16 protein-coding genes are annotated in these 13,283 nt (G+C 73.5%); 7 read left to right on the top strand and 9 right to left on the bottom strand.

The genetic code is table 11. The features are described 5' to 3' along the window. The first annotated feature begins 96 nt into the window (after positions 1 to 96). Positions 97 to 828, top strand: a complete 732-nt coding sequence (locus AB0M02_RS33780) for a type II CAAX endopeptidase family protein (RefSeq protein WP_364234397.1) — start codon at positions 97 to 99, stop codon at positions 826 to 828. Positions 829 to 844: 16 nt separating this feature from the next. On the opposite strand, the gene AB0M02_RS33775 is transcribed toward AB0M02_RS33780, so the two are convergent. Next, positions 845 to 1,429, bottom strand: a complete 585-nt coding sequence (locus AB0M02_RS33775) for a hypothetical protein (RefSeq protein WP_364234395.1) — start codon at positions 1,427 to 1,429, stop codon at positions 845 to 847. Positions 1,430 to 1,482: 53 nt separating this feature from the next. Here AB0M02_RS33775 and AB0M02_RS33770 point away from each other — a divergent pair, with 53 nt between their 5' ends. From AB0M02_RS33770 to AB0M02_RS33760, 3 genes are read left to right on the top strand one after another with little or no spacing between them, the layout of a single operon-like run. Continuing rightward, positions 1,483 to 2,397, top strand: coding sequence for an SDR family oxidoreductase (locus tag AB0M02_RS33770; RefSeq protein WP_364234502.1), 915 nt, complete (start codon positions 1,483 to 1,485; stop codon positions 2,395 to 2,397). Further along, positions 2,375 to 3,199: a helix-turn-helix transcriptional regulator gene (locus AB0M02_RS33765; RefSeq protein WP_364234392.1), complete on the top strand. Its 825-nt coding sequence runs from the start codon at positions 2,375 to 2,377 to the stop codon at positions 3,197 to 3,199. The genes AB0M02_RS33770 and AB0M02_RS33765 overlap by 23 nt, the downstream gene beginning before the upstream one ends. A gap of 51 nt (positions 3,200 to 3,250) precedes the next feature. Then, positions 3,251 to 3,724 carry a DUF4442 domain-containing protein gene (locus AB0M02_RS33760; RefSeq protein ID WP_364234390.1) on the top strand — a complete coding sequence of 158 codons (474 nt, stop codon included), beginning with the start codon at positions 3,251 to 3,253 and terminating at the stop codon, positions 3,722 to 3,724. Here AB0M02_RS33760 and AB0M02_RS33755 read toward each other — a convergent pair. From AB0M02_RS33755 to AB0M02_RS33740, 4 genes are read right to left on the bottom strand one after another with little or no spacing between them, the layout of a single operon-like run. Beyond that, positions 3,719 to 4,561 carry an ABC transporter permease subunit gene (locus AB0M02_RS33755; protein ID WP_364234388.1) on the bottom strand — a complete coding sequence of 281 codons (843 nt, stop codon included), beginning with the start codon at positions 4,559 to 4,561 and terminating at the stop codon, positions 3,719 to 3,721. The two genes, AB0M02_RS33760 and AB0M02_RS33755, sit on opposite strands and share 6 nt — an antisense overlap. Further along, the gene (locus tag AB0M02_RS33750; RefSeq protein WP_364234385.1) at positions 4,558 to 5,535 is read right to left on the bottom strand and encodes an ABC transporter ATP-binding protein; all 978 of its coding nucleotides are present in this window, start codon (positions 5,533 to 5,535) and stop codon (positions 4,558 to 4,560) included. Before AB0M02_RS33750 ends, AB0M02_RS33755 begins: the two co-directional genes overlap by 4 nt. Further along, positions 5,523 to 6,605, bottom strand: coding sequence for a hypothetical protein (locus AB0M02_RS33745; protein ID WP_364234382.1), 1,083 nt, complete (start codon positions 6,603 to 6,605; stop codon positions 5,523 to 5,525). The genes AB0M02_RS33750 and AB0M02_RS33745 overlap by 13 nt, the downstream gene beginning before the upstream one ends. Then, entirely contained in the window at positions 6,589 to 7,149 is a 561-nt protein-coding gene (locus AB0M02_RS33740) for a sigma-70 family RNA polymerase sigma factor (protein ID WP_364234380.1), read from the bottom strand. Before AB0M02_RS33740 ends, AB0M02_RS33745 begins: the two co-directional genes overlap by 17 nt. A 150-nt stretch (positions 7,150 to 7,299) precedes the next feature. On the opposite strand from AB0M02_RS33740, the gene AB0M02_RS33735 reads away from it, so the two are divergent. Continuing rightward, a complete protein-coding gene (locus tag AB0M02_RS33735; protein ID WP_364234377.1) occupies positions 7,300 to 8,571 on the top strand; it encodes a glycosyltransferase in 1,272 nt (423 codons plus the stop codon). On the opposite strand, the gene AB0M02_RS33730 is transcribed toward AB0M02_RS33735, so the two are convergent. Both AB0M02_RS33730 and AB0M02_RS33725 read right to left on the bottom strand, forming a co-directional pair. Further along, on the bottom strand, positions 8,529 to 9,398 hold the full coding sequence (locus AB0M02_RS33730; RefSeq protein WP_364234374.1) for an oxidoreductase: 870 nt from the start codon (positions 9,396 to 9,398) through the stop codon (positions 8,529 to 8,531). The two genes, AB0M02_RS33735 and AB0M02_RS33730, sit on opposite strands and share 43 nt — an antisense overlap. Next, positions 9,395 to 10,249, bottom strand: a complete 855-nt coding sequence (locus tag AB0M02_RS33725; protein ID WP_364234373.1) for an NmrA family NAD(P)-binding protein — start codon at positions 10,247 to 10,249, stop codon at positions 9,395 to 9,397. Before AB0M02_RS33725 ends, AB0M02_RS33730 begins: the two co-directional genes overlap by 4 nt. 109 nt (positions 10,250 to 10,358) lie before the next feature. On the opposite strand from AB0M02_RS33725, the gene AB0M02_RS33720 reads away from it, so the two are divergent. After that, positions 10,359 to 11,297, top strand: coding sequence for an AraC family transcriptional regulator (locus AB0M02_RS33720; RefSeq protein ID WP_364234371.1), 939 nt, complete (start codon positions 10,359 to 10,361; stop codon positions 11,295 to 11,297). 3 nt (positions 11,298 to 11,300) lie between these two features. Here AB0M02_RS33720 and AB0M02_RS33715 read toward each other — a convergent pair whose 3' ends face one another. Beyond that, on the bottom strand, positions 11,301 to 11,762 hold the full coding sequence (locus AB0M02_RS33715; RefSeq protein WP_364234368.1) for a VOC family protein: 462 nt from the start codon (positions 11,760 to 11,762) through the stop codon (positions 11,301 to 11,303). Then, on the bottom strand, positions 11,759 to 12,292 hold the full coding sequence (locus AB0M02_RS33710; protein WP_364234366.1) for a DinB family protein: 534 nt from the start codon (positions 12,290 to 12,292) through the stop codon (positions 11,759 to 11,761). Before AB0M02_RS33710 ends, AB0M02_RS33715 begins: the two co-directional genes overlap by 4 nt. Positions 12,293 to 12,353: 61 nt before the next feature. Between AB0M02_RS33710 and AB0M02_RS33705 the strand changes: the two genes are divergently transcribed. Then, on the top strand, positions 12,354 to 13,283 hold the full coding sequence (locus AB0M02_RS33705) for a YafY family protein (RefSeq protein ID WP_364234363.1): 930 nt from the start codon (positions 12,354 to 12,356) through the stop codon (positions 13,281 to 13,283).

The raw sequence follows: 13,283 nt of genomic DNA, 5'->3' as shown, positions 1-13,283 counted from the left end.
GGGTGACGAGTTGAGCGTCACAGAAAGTCAGGTTTGCCGGGATCTTGGCAATCTGGCGGGTAGCGTCTTGTCCTCGTGTCCGACCGTACGCCTACCTTGATCAGTCCAGCCCGTCAGCTGTCCCGGCGGCGGCTCTGGCTCGTCCTCGGCGCCGTTCTGATGATCTTGGTGGTCGTCAACGTCGCCAACAAGTACGGCCCGCCGCACACCGGTCTGGTGGCCGGTCCGCTGGTGGCGCTGGGGCTGATCCTGCTCGGGCGGCGCACCGGCCTGACCTGGCACGACCTCGGGCTGTCCCGGCGCACTCTGCTGCCGGGCCTGAAGTACGCGATCGGCGCGGTGCTGGCGGTCGGGATCGTCTACGCGATCGGCGCGGCCGTTCCGGCGACCCGTCCCGCCTTCCAGGACGTCCGCTACCACCTGCACCTCAGCGCCGCCCTGACCACCGCCTTCGTCGTGGTGCCCCTCGGCACCGTCCTGCTGGAGGAGGTCGCCTTCCGCGGCGTGCTCCTCGGGCTGGTCAACCGCCACCGCGGCGCGGCGTGGGCCAGCGTCACCTCATCGGTGCTGTTCGGTCTCTGGCACATCCTGCCGTCGCTGCGCCTCGCCGAGGCCAACAAGGCGGTCGGCTCGGTGCTCGGCACCGACTTCGCCGGCCAGATGCTCGCGGTGCTCGGCGCCGTCGCGTTCACCGCCGTGGCCGGCCTGCTGCTGTGCGAACTCCGGCGCCGCAGCGGCAGCCTCCTCGCCGCGGCGGCCCTGCACTGGGCCACCAACGGCATGGGCCTGCTGGTCGCCGCCGGCCTGGCCACGATCCGGTTGACCTGAGCCCTCATCTGATCCTTCACCTGAGCTCGAACGCGAGCCCGAGCGGGAGGTCAGGCCGCAGCCGCTGGACAGCCGTGCAGAACTCGGCGAGCCGGCGGCGCTGTCCCGTCTCCGTGCCACGCCCCAGGGAGACCGCCGTCGTCGTGTGCGGCCGGCCGCCCGACCACAGGTCCGCGATCAGCAGCGTTCCGTCCGTGGTCATCCCCGGCTCGGGAAGGTGGCGGGACCGCGCGAGCCCGGCGGAGTGCGCGAGCCGGTAGACGCGCCGGTACTGATCCGGGGAGAGCGTGAACACCCTCGTCCGGGTGGCGTCCCCGGCGACCACCCGGCCGCCGCCGTAGAGCGTGAACCGCGGCGGGACCGCCTGCTCGACCGGCCCGACCATGCTGCGCAACAGGGTCAGCCGGAGCGCCGGCGCCGCCGGGTCCGACGGCGGCTCCGGTGCCGGCGGCCCGATGACCAGCGGCGCCGAGCCCGTGAGCAGGCCGAGTGAGAGGAGGACGGCGAGAAGTCCGGCGCGGCGCATCCGGATCGGACGGGAGCGGGTCAGATGTGGTTCCCCGGCCGAAACCCGCCGATCCGCCCGCCTGAGCCTTGTCACGGCACACCATGGTTGCGCTGCGTCGCCCGCGTCAGCCTTGAGGCGTGAAGAGAATGACACTGACGGTGCCCGATCTGAGCGGGCGGCTCGCGCTGGTGACGGGTGCGAGCGGGGGACTCGGGCTGGGCCTGGCGATGCGGTTGGCCTCCGCGGGGGCGGAAGTGCTTCTTGGCGTACGCGATGAGCGAAAAGGCGAAGCCGCCGCTCGCCGCATCCGGGGTGAGGTGAGCGGTGCTCGCGTGGCGCCACGGCCGCTGGACCTGGCGTCGCGGGCGTCGGTGGCGGCCCTGACCGGGGATCTCCTGGCCGAGGGCCGCCCCATCCACCTGCTGATCAACAATGCCGGTGTGATGGCGCCGGCCACGCGGCACGAGACCGCCGACGGGCTGGAGCTGCAGTTCGGGACCAACCATGTGGGGCATTTCGCGCTGACCACGGGGCTGCTGCCGCTGCTGCGCGCCGGCAACGCCCGGGTGACGACGGTTACCAGCAGTGCGGCCCGGCAGTCGCGGCTGAACTGGGATGATCTGCAGAGTGCGCGAAAGTACGCGGCAGTGCGCGCCTACGGGCAGTCGAAGCTGGCGAACCTGCTGTTCGCCCTCGAGCTGGACCGGCGGGAGCCGGAGATCGTGAGCAACGCGGCGCATCCCGGCACCACGCTCACCGGGCTGTACGCGGCCGGGCCGAACCTGGGCCGGGCGCGCCCGGCGCCGCATGAGGCGATCATGGCGCGGCTGGCGCGGTGGGGCGTGCTGGTGCAGGGTGTCGAGCGCGGGGTGCTGCCGGTGCTGTTCGCGGCGGCCGACGCGCGGGCGGCGGGCGGCCGGCTCTACGGGCCGGACGGGATAGGTCAGTTCACCGGCGGCCCGGCGGAGCTGAGGCTCTACCGGTCGGCGGAACCGGCGGCGGCCGCGCGTCTGTGGCAGATCTCCGAGGAACTGGTCCATGGATCGCGCACGGCTGGCTGAGTACCTGCGGAGCCGCCGGGAGGCGCTGCAGCCGGAGGACGTGGGCCTGCCGCGCGGGCAGCGGCGGCGGACCCGCGGACTGCGCCGTGAGGAGGTCGCGGTGCTCAGCGACATGTCGATCGACTACTACACCCGGCTCGAACAGCCGCGGGGGCCGCAACCGTCGGCGCAGATGCTCGCGGCGCTCGCTCGGGGGCTGCGGCTGTCGCTGGAGGAGCGCGACCACCTGTTCCGGCTCGCCGGGTACGTGACGCCGAGCCGGACCGTGGACTCCTCGCACGTCAACCCGGGGATGCTGCGGATCTTCGACGGGCTTCGGGACGCCGCCGCGCAGGTGGTGTCCCCGCTCGGCGAGACCCTGCTGCAGACGCGGCTGTCGGTGGCGCTGCTCGGTGACGAGAGAGTCCACACGGGCCTGGCCCGCAGCTTCCACTACCGGTGGTTCGCCGACCCGTCCACCAGGCTGCTCCACCCCGCCGAGGACCGGGACGAGCACAGCCGGGTCGTCGTGGCCGACCTGCTGGGATCGTTCGGGAAGCACCCTCGCGCGGGGGAGATCGTCGAGGTGCTGCTGGCGTCGAGCGCGGAGTTCGCGGCGCTCTGGCGTGAGCAGCCGGTGCCGGGGCCGTACTGTGCCGCCAAGCGTCTCGTGCACCCGTCGGTCGGGCTGCTGGAGCTGAACTGCCAGCGGCTGATCGATCCTGACATGTCACAGCAGCTGGTGGTTTATACGGCTTCACCGGGCAGTGAGAGCGCCGAGAAGCTGGAACTGCTGTCGGTCGTGGGCCTTTCCGTCCACTGACGGTCTCCGGACGGCCAGACGCTGTTCATCTCACCCGATGAGACTCGGAGGATGGACGCGACCGGCCTGGCCCGCTCGTTGCTCGGCCCTGTTCCGGCGCATCAGATGCTCGGGCTCGAAGTTCTGCGCGCCGCCGACGGTGTCGGTGAGGTGGCGGTGCACGTGCCCCTGCGGTTCCGCAACGTCATCGGCTCGCTGCACTCCAGCGGCCTGATCACGCTCGTTGACGCGGCCGGTCTGGCCGCGATCATCTCGGCCTGCCCCAGCGAGAGCGCGTTCGAGGGCGTCGTGCCGCTCGGCACGGCCGCCTCGATGCGCTTCCTCGCACCGGCCCGGGGCCGGCTGGTCGCCACCTGCGCGCTATCCGAGGAGGCCCGCGGGCTCCTCGCCGCTGTCTACGACGGCGAGGAGTCGCGGGCCCGGTTCACCACCGCGGCGTGCGTCACCGGCGAGGCCGGGACGGTGCTCTGCGAGGGCTCCTTCGACTGGAGCGTGCGCCGCGTGGCGATACCCGCCGCGCTATAGGTCGCGCCGCTGGAAGGCGACGCCGGCCAGGCCCAGCACCAGCAGCACCCACACGCCCGTCCAGGCCAGATAGGACGCGGTGAGCGACGAGACGCTCAGGAACGGGTGCGCCTTGAACGCCTGCTCGAACTGCGCGAACAGGCTCGGGTCCTGAAACGCCCGCATGGCGCCGCGCCACAGGCCGTCGGTCGGCAGCAGGATCTGCGAGACCGTGCCGATGCGCTCCACGCTCTCGTTGTGCAGGGCGACGCCGACGTTGCCGACCACGCCGGCGATCCAGGTGGCGCCGAACAGGCCGACCGCCACGACGCCCGAGGCCATCGGCGAGATCACCGTCGACAGCAGCAGGCCCAGGGTGAGCAGTGTGGTGGCCTGCGCGGCGAGCAGTGCCAGCCCGGTGACCGGCTGCGGCGGCCAGTACCCGACCGTGGCGCGGACGATCAGCAGCAGGGCGAGACCGGCGATCGCGATGAAGCCGCTGCCGAAGCCGACCAGGCCGAGCCACTTGCCGAGCAGGACGGCGGAGCGGCGTACCGGGCGGCCCAGCACGGCGAGGCTGATTCCGGACTCGATCTCACCGGCCACCGTCGGCCCGGCGAGGAACGCGGTGCCCAGGGCGGCGATCAGGCTGAGGCCGAACATCACCAGGTTGAGGACCATGGCGGCGGCCAGGCGGGACTCACCGCTGGTGAGACCACCGAACTCGGCGTCGATGCGGGAGAAACCCCAGGCGCTCAAACTCAGGAGTACGACAGTGAGCACCGCCAGGGAGCGGAGCACCCGCCGGCGTGCCGCCTCCCGCAGGGTCAGGCCGGCGACGGTCAGGACAACGGTCACTGCTCTCCTCCATGTCCGGCGCGCAGGATGCCGAGGAGCCGCTCCTCGAGGCTGACCCGCGCGGGTTCGACGGCGTGCACGCGGACGCCGAGCGCGACCAGATCGGCGATCAGGTCCGGGACGGTGACGGGGTCCTGCTCCGCGGGGAGCGTGACGACGAACTCGGCCCCGGCCTCGGTCACCTCGCCGACGACACGCAGCCGGGCGAGAGCCGGGGCCGACACCCCGTCGAGGCGCAGCCGCAGTTCCCGGCCGCCGAGCAGCTCGGGCAGCGTCCCGGAGGCGGCGACCCGGCCCCTGTCGAGGATGACGACCCGGTCGCAGACCCGTTCCACCTCGCCGATCAGGTGCGAGTTGAGCAGCACGGCGACACCGCGCTCGCGCAGCGACAGCAGCAGGTCGCGGACGTCGGCCCGGCCGATCGGGTCGAGCGCGCTGGTCGGCTCGTCCAGCACCACGAACTCCGGGCGGGCCACCAGGGCGACGGCCAGCCCGAGCCGCTGCTGCATGCCCTTGGAGAAACCGCCCACCCGGTCACCGGCGCGGTCGGCGAGACCGACCACCCCGAGGCACTCGCGGCGCTCGGCGTCCGGGACCGTGGCGCCGGCGAGCCGGACGTGCAGGTTCAGCACCTCGGTGGCGGTCAGCCACGGCTGGTAGCGGAACAGCTCGGGGAGGTAGCCGACGCGGGCCCGCGACCGCGGGTCCCGGGCCGGGCGGCCGAGCAGAAGCACCTCGCCGTCGTCCGGGTGCACCAGGCCGAGCAGCATCTTGATGACCGTGGTCTTGCCGGCGCCGTTCGGCCCGAGCAGGCCCATCACCTCGCCGCGGGCCACGGTGAACGAGACGCCGTCCACCGCGGTCCGCCTGCGGTAGCGCTTGCGCAGCCCGGAGCACCACACCGCGGCCGAGGCGGGCAGGTCCGCGAGCAGGCGCTGCGCGGCCTCGTCGCCGACCGCCGTCACCGCTGCCACCGCAGGCCCCGGGCGACGGTCAGCACCTCGTCGGTGCTCAGCGGGCCGGCCACGGCGGTGACCACGCCGCCTGCGATCCAGACCACGGCGGCCAGGACCTCGTCGCGGGAGGCGAACACGGTGGCGGGTGTCCCGTTGACGTCCGCGGTCGAGCTGGTCAGCTCCTCGGCCATGACGTGCACCGGCAGGGTCCGGCCGTCACCGGAGAACTGCCGCAACTGACTCGCCACGTCCTCGGGCAGGCCGGACAGGGAGAGCAGGTAGTCGCGGGCGGTCGCGAACGGCACGCCGGACGAGTAGGCGGTGGGTGCGACGGCCCGGCCGACGAACAGGGCCGGGACGCCGCGGTCCTCCGACCACACCGCGGCGACACCGGGTCCGGCGGTCAGCCGGAAGCGGCTGCCGTCCAGGCCGGGCGGCACCGGTGGAAGCGTGTGCCCGGCAGCGGACGCGGAGGCGGCGGCCTTCTCGGCGGAGAACGTGAACTCCGCGCTCACCCGGGCGCCGGTGTGGAACGTCGGCTCACCGGACACGCCACGCGGCAACTCGCCGACCTCCGGAACGGACAGGCCGGTCGCGGACCGGGCCGTGGCGGCGTCCGGCACCTCGCGGATGCGGGCGGGTTCGGTCAGCGTCAGGTCCCCGTACCCGGAAAGATCGGGAAGCCGGAGCAGGTCCGCCTGCCGGATGGTCACCGGGGCGATCTGCTCGGTCCGGAAGATCTGCAGCCAGTCCGTCGCGGCGGCGGCGGTGGCGCCGGTGAGCAACGCGACCACCGCGGCCGCCGCGATCACCGGGCGGCTCAGCCGGGCCCGCCACCGCGGCGCCCGGTCGACGGCCGGTGCCGGAGCACCCGCCGCAAGCGCGCCGGACAGGCGCAGCCAGGCCGCGTCGGCGTCCGGGGTGACCTCGTGGTGCAGCGCGGCGCCCGCGAACTCGGCGTCCCGCTGCGTCTCGGACAGCGCGGAGAGGCAGACCGCGCAACCGGCGACGTGCTCGCGGTCGGTGTCGGCGACGCCGGCCGGCTCGTCCACCAGCCGCCGCAGCGTGCCGTCAGAGGGATGACGCATGACCCAACTCCTTGCGTAGGGCGGACTCGGCGCGCCGCACCGTGGTGCCGACGCTGCCGGGGGAGAGATCGAGGGCGGCCGCGACCTCGGCGTAGCTGAGGCCGCTGTGCCGCAGGACGAGGGCGACCGCCTGTTTGCGCGGCAGCCTCGCGAGAGCGGCGCGCACCCGGCGGCGTTCCTCCGAGGCGAGGACGGTCTCGGCGACGTCCGGGGAGACGGGGGAGTGCGAGGCGCCGGCCGCCTCCTCGCGCGAGGCGCGGCGGCGGCCGGTACGCAGATGGTTGAGGGCGGTGTGGGCCGCGGCGACGGAGAGCCAGCCGCTCGCCTCGCCGGCCGGGACCGCCGAGCGCCCGAACGTCAGGAACACCTCCTGGGCGACGTCCTCGGCCTCGGTGCGCGAGCCGAGCACCCGGGCGGCGACCGCGACGACGCGCGGATAGGCCGCGCGGAAGACCTGCTCCAGGTCGCCTCGGACCACGCCGTCCCTCCGCTCGGCTCGCTGTGTCGCCGGGACGAGCGCCGGCAGGGCCAGTTGTTGCTTCACAACCAGGTAAGCACCACCGCCGCGCGGAATGTGACACGCGGCCGCCACGAGGTGATTTCGGGGGGCATCGCGTGCCGTAAATGCGATCTTCATGATCCCGATCTGCGGAGGAAACTCTGCCGTAGCGCCGACTCCCGACCGTTCCGTGCCATGCGGTCGCTTCATTTCACCGACACCTACCTGCCTCGGCGCGACGGAGTCGTCACCTCGGTGCGCACTCTGACGGCGGCCCTCACCGAGCTCGGGCACGAGGCCGTCACCGTGGTGCCCGGGCACCGGGAACAGCCCGACGCGACCGGCCTGCTGCGGCTGCCTGCGGTGCCGTGCGGCATCGCTGACCTGCGGATGGCACCGTGGCTGTTGCGGGAGCGCTGGGCGGCCGGTGCGCTGGCCCGGATCGCGGCGGAGTCGCCCGACCTGATCCACGTGCACACGCCGGGTCCCGGCGGGCTGCTCGGCGTCCTGGCCTCGCGGGTGCTGGGCGTGCCGCTGGTGCAGACGTACCACACCGACCTGCACGCGTACGCCGAGGCGTACCGGGTGCCGGCCGTCGCGCTCTCGGCGGGCCTGCGGCTGTACGCGCACCGGCTCGGCCTGCCCCGCCCGTCCGTTCCCTCCCCGGTCACCGGCCCTGGCCGCCGCGCGGTGGCCGCCGCCCGACGGCACGCGACCGTGGACGCCACGAACCGCCTGCTGCTGCGCGACGCCGGTGCGGTGATCGTGCCCACCCGTGCCGTGCTGGCCCGCCTCGACCTGCCGGTGGACGCCGACCGGATCACCGTGATCCCGACCGGCGTCCACCCGCCGGACGCCGGTCCGGGTGCCGGTGCGCGGTTCCGCCGGGCGCACGGCATCGGCGCCGGCGAGCGTGTCGTCCTCTACGTCGGCCGCGTCAACCGGGAGAAGGGCGTGGACCGGCTCATCGAGGCCTTCGCCCTGCTCGCCGCCGGCCGGCCCGATGCTCGCCTGGTCCTGGTCGGAGCGGTGTACGAGGACCGGTGGCTGAACCGCCTGCTGGCCCGTGCCGGAGTCGGCGGCCGTGTGGTGCTCGCCGGTCAGCAGCCGTCCACCGAGGTCGCCGCCGCCTACCAGGCCGCCGATGTCTTCGCGTTCCCGTCGGTGACCGACACCCAGGCACTCGTCCTGCTGGAGGCCGCGCACAGCCGCCTGCCGGTGGTGATGGTCGACCAGGTGCTCCACCAGCAGGGGCTGCTCAACGACGCGGCGCTGCTCACCGGCCCGGATGCGGCGGACCTGGCCGGCGGCATCGGCGCCCTGCTCGACGACCCGGCGCGGGCCCGTCACCTGGCGGACCGGGCCGCGATGCGCGCCGCGGACTACACGGCGGACGGTTACGCCCGCGCCGTCCTCGCCGTTTATCAGGGGGCGATGCGGGTCGCACCGGTACAGGCTGTGCACTGATCGAGGTAGTGGACACCGGTCAGTTCCGCCGACCGGTGCCACAGCCGGGCAGCGAGCGCGGCGTCGTGCGAGCGGCGGCTGGACGAGACCACCGCCGGGCGGCCGTTGCGCTGCAGGCGGCCGTCCGGCCCGATCAGGGTGCCTCCGGTGACGCCGGGCGCGGTCGCGGCGTACAGGAGCGGGAGCGCGCCCGCCTCCGGAGGCTGTGCCCGCCCGCCGGCCAGGATCCGTCCCGACAGGGAGGTGTCGCGTCGCTGGCCCTCGGTGGCCGCGACGCCCGGATGCGCGGCTACCGAGATCACCCGCCGGCCGTCGGCCGTCAGCCGGCGCTGCAGCTCGTACGCGAACAGCAGATTGGCCAGCTTGGACTGCCCGTAGGCGAGCCAGCGACGGTAGCGGCGGCGTTCCCAGTTGAGGTCGGTGGAGATACGCCCGAGCCGGTGCAGGCCGCTGGTGACCGTGACGACGCGATCGCGGACCCGGTCGAGCAGCAGGCCGGTCAGCGCGAACGCGGCCAGGTGGTTGACGCCGATGTGCTGTTCGAAGCCGTCGGCGGTGGTGGCTCGCGGCACGCCCATCACGCCCGCGTTGTTGACCAGGACGTCCACCTCGCCGTCGAGACCGGCGGCGAACGAGCGGACCGAGGCCAGGTCGGCGAGGTCGAGAGCCCGTACCTCGAGATCTCCGCCGATGCTCTCCGCTACGGTCCGGGCCCGGACCGGGTCGCGGCACGCCATGATCACCCGGTGGCCGGCCGCGGCCAGGGCGCGCGTCACCTCCGCGCCCAGACCGCTGGTCGCGCCGGTCACCACTACCGTGCGGTTCATGACGTCCGCGCGGCCCGCACGACGTCGCGCAGGGTCTCGTCGAGTTCGGTCGTGCAGGGCTGACGGCGGTCGCCGCGCGGTTCGAGCAGACCCTGGTTGCCGGCGTCGTAGAGGGCCACCAGTTCCCCGGCGAGCACCGGTGGGACACCGGCCTGCGCGAGGGTGCCCGCCCAGGCCGGCTGCGGCAGGGTGACCACCTGCAGGTCGCGCCCGAGCAGGCCGCCGAGGATCTCCGCGACCTGCCGCTCGGTGTACGCCGGCGCGTCCAGGTCGACGACCTCGCTCGCGGCGGGCGGGTTCGTGAGGGCGGCCGCGACCGCCTCGCCGATGTCGCGGGTCGCGACCATCGGGACCGGCACGTTGGCGGTGTCGGCGAAGACCGGGTAGACACCCGCGCCGGCGGCCGGGCCGAGCAGGTCCTCGGCCTTCTCCTGGAAATGCGGAGCGCGGATCGCGGTGACCACCGCGCCGGTGCCGCGCAGCCGGTTCTCCAGGTGGTGCAGCCAGCGGATCGGGCCGGTCCCCTCGGCCAGGTCGGCGCCCCACGAGGAGAGCATCACGACGTGCGGGATGCCGCTGTCGGCGACCGCGCCCGCGATGGCGTCGCCCATCGCCCGGTGCTCGGCGTCGCCGCCGTCCGGGAGCGTGGGCAGCAGCACGAAGGCGCCGCGGCAGCCGGCGAACGCCTTGGCGAGCGCGGCCCGGTCGGTGAGGTCGGCGACCGCGGCCTCGGACCAGGCGCCGGCCTTGCGGGCGTCGCGGACCACCTGGCGTACCGGCTCTCCGGCGGCGCGCAGCGCTCGGGCGGTCGCTCCGCCGACGTGTCCGGTGGTTCCGGTGATGGCGTACATGTCATGCCTCCTGCTCGTCCGGGTCGATGACTCCAGTCAAATGGCAGGTGGTGAGACGATCCATGTTCGCCGGGCTCGATCGCATGTCTGAGCGTCTACGCTGCGGTTCATGGACCCGCTGGGAGACCTCCTCGATGGGGTACGGGCACACACCGCCGCCTTCTGCCAGGCGATCCTCGACCCGCCGTGGGGCCTGCGCATCGACGACGGCGCGCCGCTGGCCCTGGCCATCCCGTTCAGCGGCCACGCCTGGATGGTTCCGGACTCCGGTGAACCCGTCCTGTTCCAGCCGGGTGATGTGGCGATCATTCAGGGCCCGGAGCCGTACACGGTGGCCGACAGCCCCGGCACCCGCCCGTCGGTCTGGGTCCGGCCCGGCAACCGGCTGTTCGACCTGGACGGCGTCGACATCACCACCTCGGCCAAGGAGACCGCGGTGAGCCGTCTCGGCCGCGCGGAGGGCTCGACGGTGCTGGCCAGCGGCACGTACCAGGTCAGCAGCTTCGTCAGCGCCCGGCTGCTGGCCTCCCTGCCACGGCTGGTCCACGTGCCGCGCGAGCAGGTCCGCTCGCCGATCGTGGACCTGCTCGCGACCGAGGTGAACCGGGACGAGCCGGGTCAGCAGGTGGTCCTCGACCGGCTGCTCGACCTGGCGCTGATCGCCACCCTGCGGGCCTGGTTCGCCCGCGCGGAGGCCGACCCTCCCGGGTGGTACCGGGCGCACGGCGACCCCCTGGTCGGCCCGGCCCTGAAGATCATTCACGACGACCCGGCGCGGCAGTGGACCGTGGCCGGTCTGGCCGCCGCCACCGGGGCGTCCCGGGCGGCGTTCGCCCGGCGCTTCAACGACCTGGTCGGCCAGCCGCCGATGACGTACGTGACGCACTGGCGCCTCGACCTGGCGGCCGAGGCGCTGCGCAACACCGACGCGACGCTGGCGTCGATCGCCCGGCAGGTGGGGTACGCCAACGCGTTCGCCCTGACCGTGGCGTTCAAGCGGGTCCGGGGCGCGACACCCCAGCAGTACCGGACCCTGGTCGGTTCCTAGGCGCTAGTCCAGGCAGAACTCGTTGCCCTCGGGGTCGGCCATCACGATGAAGCCGGCGCTGAGCGGGGGAGCGGGCTCGTCCCGGTACAACCGCTTCGCGCCGAGGGCGACGAGCCGCTCGCACTCGGCCTCCAGGGCGGCCATCCGCTCGTCACCGTCCAGGCCGGGGGCGGCGCGGACGTCGAGGTGCAGCCGGTTCTTGGCGACCTTGTCCTCGGGGACCTGCTGGAAGAAGATCCGCGGGTGCCTGCCCTCGGGGTCCTCGATGGCCGACCGGGAGTTCCACTGGTCCTTGGGCACGCCGAAGCGTTCCAGGGCCTGGTCCCATGCGGCGAGGGGGTCGGCGCCCTCGGGCAGCTCGACGCCGGGCGGGCCGGGGATGAAGTAGCCCAGCGCGTCGCGCCAGAAGATCGACAGTGCTCGCGGGTCGTGGGCGTCGAAGGTGACCTGGAAGTCGCGGCTCATGCGTTGTCTCCGTTCTTGACTTGCGTGTGCTGGTAGAGATCGCGCAGCAGGCTGACCTCGGACATGTGGTGGATCAGCTCGCGGTGGATGTGCAGGATCAGGTCGGCGATCGTCAGCTCCGGGTACGGCTCGGTGTCACCGAGTCTCTTCTCCAGCTCGGCGGTTCGCACACCCTCGCGCCAGATCGCCAGCTGTGTCTCCAACTGGTCGAGCGCGCCGGCCGCGGTGGTCGCGTACTCCCAGGTCTCGTAGGCGGCCGGCGGCGCGCCGAAGTGCGACGCGTTGCGCATGGCCAGGACACCGACGATGACGTGGGCGAGCCGCCAGGCGATCGTGGTGACCGGCGGCGGCACCGGCTGGGGGAACTCCCAGTCGATGGCTCGCGGGCCGCGCACGTTCCAGGAGCCGGGTGCCGGCTCCCAGAGGTACTCCTCGTCGGTCAGGCCGGCCAGCCGGGGCTTGATCTGGTTCTCCCAGTGCCACTCCCACTGATCGGCGAGCCGGCGGTTCCAGTCGATTTCCGCTTCCATGCGTCCACCCTCGCATCCAAGGCGGACAGGATCGGTCCGCTTTCTCTGGAAGGCTGGGGGGATGGAGACGACGGAGCGGGTCCTCACCCTTCTCGGGCTGCTGCAGCAGCGCCAGGTCTGGACCGGCCCGGAGCTCGCCGAGCGGCTCGGCGTCACCGACCGCACGGTGCGGCGTGACATCGAGCGGCTGCGCACGCTCGGCTATCCGGTGCGAGCGGGTCAGGGTGTCGGCGGCGGCTATCAGCTGGGACCGGGCCAGCATCTGCCGCCGCTGCTGCTCGACGACGAGGAGGCCATCGCCACGGCGATGTCACTGCTGGCCGGCGCGGGCGCCAGCGACGCCGCGCTGCGCGCGCTGACGAAACTGGACCAGGTGCTTCCGGTCCGGCTGCGCCATGAGGTACGGGCGTTGTCGGGCTCGACGGAGTCGTTCGGCTCCGGCCGTGAGCCGGTCGACCGGGAGGTCCTGATGACCCTCGCCCGGGCGTGCCGTGACCAGGTCGAGGCCGGGTTCGACTACCCGTCGGGCGGGACGGCCGGCCGCCGGCGGGTCGAGCCGTACCGTCTGGTGGCCTCGGACCGGCGGTGGTACCTGTTCGCTTACGACCTGGACCGCCAGGACTGGCGCACGTTCCGGGTGGACCGGATGAGCGGGGTGGCGGCGCGCACCTGGCGGTTCCGGCCGCGCCCGGCGCCGGACGCGGCGGCGCACGTGCAGGAGGGCGTGGCGAGCGGGGTCTACCCGCACGAGGCCCGGTTCCTCGTGCACGCGCCCGCCGAGACGGTCCGCGCGCAGGTGCCGCCGTCGGCGGCGTTCGTGACCGATCGCGGCGACGGCCGCTGTGAGCTGCGCAGCGGTGCGGCCAGCCTGGACTTCGTGCTCATGCACATGGTGCTGCTCGGGCACCCGTTCGACATCCTCGACCCGCCGGAGCTGCACGAGCGCTGCCGGGTGCTGGCCGAGCGGCTGACGGCGGCCGGACGGGCATAG

Origin of the sequence: Actinoplanes sp. NPDC051861 (assembly GCF_040681145.1) — a bacterium.
In the GTDB taxonomy this organism is placed as follows: domain Bacteria; phylum Actinomycetota; class Actinomycetes; order Mycobacteriales; family Micromonosporaceae; genus Actinoplanes.
The sequence above is the reverse complement of the archived record's forward strand: the minus strand, read 5'-3'. Positions and strand labels throughout refer to the sequence as shown.

What these genes read in the sequence shown, in the direction of transcription:
- AB0M02_RS33765 (WP_364234392.1), top strand. Translation starts at nt 2,375, where the DNA reads ATGGATCGCGCACGGCTGGCTGAGTACCTGCGGAGCCGCCGGGAGGCG.
- AB0M02_RS33760 (WP_364234390.1), top strand. Translation starts at nt 3,251, where the DNA reads ATGGACGCGACCGGCCTGGCCCGCTCGTTGCTCGGCCCTGTTCCGGCG.
- AB0M02_RS33735 (WP_364234377.1), top strand. Translation starts at nt 7,300, where the DNA reads ATGCGGTCGCTTCATTTCACCGACACCTACCTGCCTCGGCGCGACGGA.
- AB0M02_RS33745 (WP_364234382.1), bottom strand. Translation starts at nt 6,605, where the DNA reads ATGCGTCATCCCTCTGACGGCACGCTGCGGCGGCTGGTGGACGAGCCG.
- AB0M02_RS33725 (WP_364234373.1), bottom strand. Translation starts at nt 10,249, where the DNA reads ATGTACGCCATCACCGGAACCACCGGACACGTCGGCGGAGCGACCGCC.
- AB0M02_RS33705 (WP_364234363.1), top strand. Translation starts at nt 12,354, where the DNA reads ATGGAGACGACGGAGCGGGTCCTCACCCTTCTCGGGCTGCTGCAGCAG.
- AB0M02_RS33715 (WP_364234368.1), bottom strand. Translation starts at nt 11,762, where the DNA reads ATGAGCCGCGACTTCCAGGTCACCTTCGACGCCCACGACCCGCGAGCA.
- AB0M02_RS33720 (WP_364234371.1), top strand. Translation starts at nt 10,359, where the DNA reads ATGGACCCGCTGGGAGACCTCCTCGATGGGGTACGGGCACACACCGCC.
- AB0M02_RS33730 (WP_364234374.1), bottom strand. Translation starts at nt 9,398, where the DNA reads ATGAACCGCACGGTAGTGGTGACCGGCGCGACCAGCGGTCTGGGCGCG.
- AB0M02_RS33770 (WP_364234502.1), top strand. Translation starts at nt 1,483, where the DNA reads ATGACACTGACGGTGCCCGATCTGAGCGGGCGGCTCGCGCTGGTGACG.
- AB0M02_RS33710 (WP_364234366.1), bottom strand. Translation starts at nt 12,292, where the DNA reads ATGGAAGCGGAAATCGACTGGAACCGCCGGCTCGCCGATCAGTGGGAG.